7 protein-coding genes and 1 pseudogene are annotated in these 6,291 nt (G+C 72.1%); 4 read left to right on the top strand and 4 right to left on the bottom strand.

From position 1 onward, the window contains the following. Positions 1–349 precede the first annotated feature (349 nt). The 3 genes from ABZ656_RS55620 to ABZ656_RS55610 are packed head-to-tail and all read left to right on the top strand — an operon-like array spanning position 350 to position 1,842. Positions 350–736: a hypothetical protein gene (locus ABZ656_RS55620; protein ID WP_097287780.1), complete on the top strand. Its 387-nt coding sequence runs from the start codon at positions 350–352 to the stop codon at positions 734–736. A 3-nt stretch (positions 737–739) separates the two neighbouring features. Continuing rightward, complete coding sequence (locus ABZ656_RS55615; protein WP_101402513.1) at positions 740–1,468, top strand: hypothetical protein; 729 nt, start codon at positions 740–742, stop codon at positions 1,466–1,468. After that, positions 1,468–1,842, top strand: coding sequence for a peptidase inhibitor family I36 protein (locus tag ABZ656_RS55610; protein ID WP_079064802.1), 375 nt, complete (start codon positions 1,468–1,470; stop codon positions 1,840–1,842). The genes ABZ656_RS55615 and ABZ656_RS55610 overlap by 1 nt, the downstream gene beginning before the upstream one ends. A 103-nt stretch (positions 1,843–1,945) precedes the next feature. Here the strand turns inward: ABZ656_RS55610 and ABZ656_RS55605 are convergent, their stop codons facing one another. The 3 genes and pseudogenes from ABZ656_RS55605 to ABZ656_RS55595 form a co-directional block, all read right to left on the bottom strand. Continuing rightward, complete coding sequence (locus ABZ656_RS55605; protein ID WP_101402514.1) at positions 1,946–2,527, bottom strand: VanZ family protein; 582 nt, start codon at positions 2,525–2,527, stop codon at positions 1,946–1,948. Positions 2,528–2,759: 232 nt separating this feature from the next. Continuing rightward, positions 2,760–3,422 (bottom strand): DUF4230 domain-containing protein, encoded by a 663-nt coding sequence (locus ABZ656_RS55600; protein WP_097287784.1) that lies wholly within the window; start codon positions 3,420–3,422, stop codon positions 2,760–2,762. Between the two features lie 215 nt (positions 3,423–3,637). Continuing rightward, positions 3,638–4,665 (bottom strand): annotated as a pseudogene (locus tag ABZ656_RS55595) (GTP-binding protein); the annotation flags it as partial. Here ABZ656_RS55595 and ABZ656_RS55590 point away from each other — a divergent pair. Then, complete coding sequence (locus ABZ656_RS55590) at positions 4,661–4,930, top strand: hypothetical protein (protein ID WP_360280039.1); 270 nt, start codon at positions 4,661–4,663, stop codon at positions 4,928–4,930. The pseudogene ABZ656_RS55595 and the gene ABZ656_RS55590 sit on opposite strands and share 5 nt — an antisense overlap. Before the next feature lie 289 nt (positions 4,931–5,219). On the opposite strand, the gene ABZ656_RS55585 is transcribed toward ABZ656_RS55590, so the two are convergent. Beyond that, positions 5,220–6,221, bottom strand: coding sequence for a serine hydrolase domain-containing protein (locus ABZ656_RS55585; RefSeq protein WP_360280033.1), 1,002 nt, complete (start codon positions 6,219–6,221; stop codon positions 5,220–5,222). Between the last annotated feature and the right edge of the window lie 70 nt (positions 6,222–6,291).

The raw sequence follows: 6,291 nt of genomic DNA, 5'->3' as shown, positions 1-6,291 counted from the left end.
GTACTGGACGTACTTGGGTCTGTGCCTGGTGCGGTGAGAGTGCGTGCATGGCGTCGCGGGGCAGACGGGAATTTGACGACAGGGCCTAGGGCCTGTCCGGCGGATCACGGCGCCAGGGCTTGTCCGGCGGATCAGGACGCGACGCCGGACAGCTGGATCGAGGAGGCGGGAGCGCGCGGACCTCGCGACTCGCGCCGGTGTGAGCTGTCGCGGGAGGAACGACCCCGCACCCCAGGAAAGATCACCAAAGGGCGGGAACCCGGCATGGGCCGATTCCCCCGAGGGCACGGTTGATCTTGCCGGGTGATCGCGACCGCCCCGGCGCCCCCTCTTCCCTCCGGGAGTCGTCATGCCCCGTGGCTTCGCCGTGCCCGCCGCCGCCCTCCTCGCCTCGACCGTCCTGCTGGCCTCGACCGCCCTGCTCACCGCCGTACCGGCGAGCGCGGCGACGCCTGGCGCGTCGCGGGCCGGAGACGTGTGCTTCTGGACCGCCGCCGGACAGCACGGCTCCTCCTGGTGCTACACCCCACCGGGCTATACGGACGTCCCGGAGTTCCTGCACGACAAGGCCGCGTCCTTCAGGTCCAACGCCGACACCGCCGTGTACGCCATCGACTGGGGCCGCGGCACCTGCTACGCCCGGCTGATCCGGGCGCACGACCTGGCCGACAACTGGCCCTGGGGCGCCCGGCTCGACGGCGTCGCCGACACAATGATGGGCTGCGAGGTCGGCTGACCCGTGCGACTCCTTCGCGCGTTCGCCGCCGCCGCGCTCACGGTGCTGGTGTTGACGGGGTGCTCCACAGCGCCGGCGCAGCGGGCCGTGCCCCCGCTGCCCAGGACCGAGCGCGACCGCGACGACCTCATCGACGCCGCCCAGCAGGTACTCGTCGACCGCTGTCTGGCCCGGCAGGGACTGGCCCTGCCGAACGCCTCGGCACCGCAGGACCACAGCGCTTCGGCCTCGCAGGACCGCCGACTGCAGAGCGCCCTCTTCGGCCGCGGCCACCCCGAGCTCTCCGTCACCCTCGCCACCGGCTATACCGTCACCGCCCACACGGACGGCTGCCTCGCCGCAGCCGAGCGCGATCTCTACGGCGACCAGCGGCTCTGGTTCCGTACTCGGGTCGTGGTGAACAACCTGCGGGCCGAGGCCCAGCAGCGCATGAAGCGCGACCCCGACTACCGCGCCGCGACCGCCCGCTGGACCCGCTGCGCCACGCCGACGCACGGAGCCCGCCCCGGCCGCCCCGACCCCGCCGTCTCCACGCGCTGCGCACGTGAGAGCGGCCTCACCCGGCTGCGGGCGCGGCTGGAACCGGCCCTGCTGGCCAGGGTCCGCGCCGAGCGGCACGGACAACTGACCACCTACCGGCAGCTGCGCACCCGCGCACTGCGCCGTGCGGCGGATCTGTACGCCGAGCGGCCCGTCCAGGTAACCCTGAAGAAAGGCAGTGACCCTTCGTGATCACCCAGCGTCTCGCCCTCTCCGCAGCCGCGGCCCTGCTCGCCCTCACCGGCGGCCTCGCCCTGGCCACCCCCTCCGGCGCGGCCGACTGCCCCAGCGGCAACTTCTGCGTCTGGGAGAACGCCAACTTCGACGGCCAGCGCGCCAACTGGTCGGGGGACGACGGGTGGTGGGAGAGCTGGATCGCCGACACCGACTCCTCCTGGGCCAACCACGGCATCTCGGGCCCCGGCGTCAAGGACCACGTGAAGGTCTACGAGGACGCCTGGCAGGGCGGCGCCATGACCATCTGTCTCGGACCGGGGGAGGAGGTCGGCTACAACGCCGTGGCGAACGACCGCGGTGACTCGCACACCTGGTCCATGGGTTGCTGAGAGGCCGACCCCAGTCGATCGGCCCCGGCCGATCGACTGGGGTCGATCAACGCCGTCCGCCCGCGGTGGGGGCCGCGGACGGACGGTCATGCCGTGCGGCCCCTCATGCCTTCGGGGCTCCGCGCCGGTTGCGCAGGCCCTTCCGACGGCGCTTGGGATGCACCGCCCGGCCCATCCGCCGTCCCAGCAGCAGATAGCCCACAAGCGCTCCGGACGTGTTGAGGATGACATCGTCGATGTCGAAGGCGCGTCCGGTGATCAGCGTGCCCTGGACCAACTCGACCAGCAGCATCACCACCGCGGTGAGCAGCAGAACGCGCAGGATCCCCCGGGCCTTCGGAATCAGCACGGGCACCAGCACGCCGAACGGCACGCCGAGCACGACGTTCCCGCCGATCTGTTTCACGGCGTCGCGCAGCGCCGGCTGGTCGAGATAGGCCCGCAGAGAACTGCCGGGGTGCAGATTGGTGTGGATGAGCGCCTTCGACGCCGGTGACGGCTCCAGCGTCAGCCGGGCCAGCGCGACCGCGAACGCCACCATGGCCACGAAGGCCAGCAGCATCACGAGCAGCCGCACGGGCAGCGGGAGCGCCTTGCGCTCCTGCGCGGGTACCGATGGCCGTCGACCTGATTTCGCCGTACCGGTGGTGCGCAGGGTGCTCAAGAGTGACGCCGTACGGACCATTCGATTCTCCCGGTTTCAACTGTTCTCCAGGTAAGGGCGGTTACCCGCAAAGCGTCCTTCGATGCCGAGCCCCGCGCGACGGAAGGAGGGGGGTCATGAAAGGGCGTCCCGCGGGCAGTCGGGGGCAGGGGCGCCCGGCGGGATCCCGGCGCTGTTCGTCGCCGTGCGCGAGGTGGGGCCCGGTGGGGCGACGGCCTCGCCCCACCGGACCCTTGCCGGAGTGCGGCCCGGCTCAGGCGCCGTAGCTCACGCTCACCTCCTTGAAGCCGAGGGAGCGCAGCAGGCCGTCGAGCATGCCGGTGGTGTTCTCCTCGGCCCGTTTGGTGAGCTCGCTGTCCTTCGCCGCGTCGCCGATGTGCTTGACCGCGAGTTTCTGCACGGCCTGTTCGCTGTCCGGGTTGTCGGAGAAGAAGTCGCCGAGCCGGTCGAGCAGCCCACGCTGTTTGGAGACGGCGTAGGAGCGGTTGGGGTCGAGTGCGGGCTTGCCGAGGAACGCGTGCGGCAGCCGCAGGGTGGCCGTGGTGCGGTCGGCGTCGACCGTCACGTCCTTCTTGGCGAGCGAACCGAGGTCGACGTACGCCTCGACCGTGCCGGCTCCCACGTACAGCGTGCGGGTGCCGCGGATCGCGTCGGGCAGGTACTTGGCATCCTTCTCCAGGTCCACCACCACCTGGAAGTTGCCCGAGGCGGCGTCGTAACGGCTCATGTCCTGGATCGACTTGAGGAGGGCTGGTCCGGAGCGGTCGTGCGTCTGGGTACCGAACAGGTCGCGCAGCCCGGGCAGAACGGCCAGGCGCAGCCCGGCGAACAGCACCACGAGCACCAGCACGACGGCAGTGATCGCCTTGGCCCACGCGGGCATACGCTTGGGCAGGCGCTTGATGGACGTCGTCATTCGACGGTCCTCCTTCCTGCTCACCGAATGCCCGCCAAATCACCTCCTAGGCAGCTCTGTTGGCGGATCGACGTCGCTGCCGGGGAGCGCGGGCGGGAGCGCGTCCACTGTGGTGGCACCGGCCTCCACACTTCGCCGTACACCGAATGAGCGCCGCGTCCGCCCGGCGTACCGCATCCGCCGCACTACACGCGGCGGTCCCCCGAAGGGCGGGATCACCAGACCCCTTCCCCGTGCGTGAGCCCCTGCAGCCGCAGCTCGACCTCCCGCACATGCCGGGCCGGCAGCTCGCCGGTGACGAGCCGGCGGGTCCGGCCGCCGGTCGTCTCCCCGAACTGCGCGCCGTGCGCGGCGAGCCGAGCCGTGACCGGGGCCGGCGCATCGAGCGGGAGCTCCACCTCGAAGGCGTGGTACGGCTCGTACACCCGCGTCCCCGCCCGCTCCAGTGCGCGTCGCGGCACGACCGGGGTGAGGCCGCGGAAGTCGGCGACCGTGCTGAGCGGCGCGGCGAATCCGGAACGGACGAGCGTCACCCGGTAGTCCGTGACCGGCCGGCCGTGCCGACCGGAGAGCAGGGTCGCGTGGACCGTGCCCTCGATCGCCTGGTGGAAGGCACGGGGCAGGGCGCCGAGCTCGGTCTCGTACGTGAAGACGCCGCCGGAGCCGCGCGGTCCCGGATCGATCCGCAGCCCGACCGTGGCCCAGAACCCGAGGTGCCCGTGCCGCCGGCTCTCCGCGGAGGCCTCGCCGGTGCCGTCGGCCGTTCCAGGAACCGCACCCGACTCGGCTCGAACTCCGCCTCGATCCCGAAGTCCTGGGCGAGCGTGGCCGCAAGGACCTGCTTCTGCACCTTGCCGTAGAGGAGCAGTGTGGTGCTGCCGGACGCGGCGGGCCGCGCATGCATCAGCGGGTCCTGGTCGGCCAGCGCGAGGAGGGCCGAGCGCAGCGGTTCCGCCTGGTCGGGGTGCCGGGCCCGGACGAGGGTCTCCAGGGTCGGCGCCGCGAACTGCGGCGCACGGTCGGTGACCTCACAGAGCCGATCGCCGACGCGGATGCCGACGACGCCCCGGAGCGCGGCGATGTTGCCCGCGGTCAACGTGGCCACCCCCGGCCGCCCCGCGACCTCCAGTTCCCGGGCCCGGCCAGGGAACTGGGCGGTGCGCCCGTCGGCCTCGCGCCGGGTGAACGTGAGCCGCTGACGGCACGTCACTTCACCACCGTACAGCCGCAGATACGCCGTGCGCCGGGCGGGGGCGCGGGAGGCGGGGCTCCTCGACGGCGTCCGGCGCCGCCTCACGCGGTACGTCGTCCAGCTCGTCGGTGTGCGCGGCCTCGGCACCGCGCGTGCCCGTCTCGTCCCGCGCCCGCTGGACGAGACGGCGGCCGGCACACTCGCGGAGGTGGACACGGACGTCCCGACCTGCTGGTCCCAGCTCTTACCGAGATGGGAGTTCTGCCGGCACAACTGGATTTGCGCGGGGCTGACGCCGAACGCGTCCGCCGGCTGAGCGTCCTGGATGTCCTCCCCGCTCAGGCGGGGGTGAGCCGCCTCGTACCAGTCCTGGCTGGCCCCCCAAGCGGTCTGGCGTTAAGCGGTTGTGTCACTTGCCGCAGGTCACGAGGCCCTGAAGCTGGGTGCGATTGGGTTTGCCGTTCGATTGCGCGTCGATGGACGGCGAACCGAAGGGTAGCCGGAGGGATCGTCAGGCGGCTGTGGCAAGAGGAGTTGGGACCGCCTCGGTCCGGCGGTTCCGACGGGTGAGGCGGCGGGTCATGAGGGTGATGAAGGCCCGGTGGCTACGAGGGGCAGAGGGCGGCGGTCATCAGGGCGAGGGCCGCAGGGCCGGCGTCGGCGTCGGTGCCCCAGTCGGTCCAGTCCACCGTGACTTGGCGGGTGCCGTCGAGTGAGTGGAAGGAGATGGTGCGGTAGCCGGGAGTGCCGCCGCCGTGGCCCACGATGGTGCCGCAGGGAAGCGTGGCCATCTCCAGGCCGAGGCCCCAGCCGTCGCCGCTGGTGTCGGTGGTCATCTCGTGCTGCTCGGCCGGGCGCAGGAGGCCGCCGCTGAGCAGGGTGCGGAAGAAGTGGTCGAGGTCGGCGGTGGTGGAGATGATCTCGCCGGCGGCGCCGGCGATGGACATGTTGACGGTGGTGTAGTCGACCGGGACAAGTGTCCCGTCCCCTTTCTCCACCGGTTCGTAGCCGTGGGAGTGAGGCCCGGTGATGAAGGGCGAGGAGCCCGGCAGGCGGGTGTCCCGGAGCCCGAGGGGCCGGATGATGCGCTGGTCGATTTCGGTGCGGTACGAGCGGCCGGTGACCCTTTCGACGATCATCCCGAGCACGATGTAGTCCGTATTCGAGTAGTGGTGATCGGTGCCCGGCGGGAACAGCAGAGGGCGGTTGCGGTCGCCGTCCTTGACGGCCCGTCGGACCAGCTCGGCGGGTGTCCAGGTGCGGAAGCGGTCGTGGGGGGCGTCGCCGTCGAGCAGTCCGTCGGTGTACTCGGGCAGGCCGCTGGCGTGCTGGAGCAGTTCCCGGACCGTGATCTTGTCGCCTCCGGGGGCAGGGACGAGGCCGGGGAGCCACCGCTCGGCGGTGTCGGACAGGCGCAGCCGCCCCTCGCCCACCAGCTGGAGCACCACGGTGGCGGTGAACGTCTTGGTGACGCTTCCGGCGCGGAAGCGGCCGTCGACGGGGGCGGGCTGCCCGCCGTTGAGCCTGGACTTGCCGCTGCTGCCGCGCCATACGGCGCCGCCCTGCCGGACCTCGGCGACCGCGCCGACCGCGCCGGTTGCCGTCACCCGGTCCAGCGCCGCCTGTAACGCGGTCGCGTCCGGTCCCACGGCGGGGGGGGGGGGGGGCGCCCCCCCC

Source organism: Streptomyces sp. NPDC007095, assembly GCF_040634475.1.
GTDB lineage: Bacteria > Actinomycetota > Actinomycetes > Streptomycetales > Streptomycetaceae > Streptomyces.
Note: the sequence above shows the minus strand (reverse complement) of the source record. Positions and strands in the feature narration are given on the sequence as shown.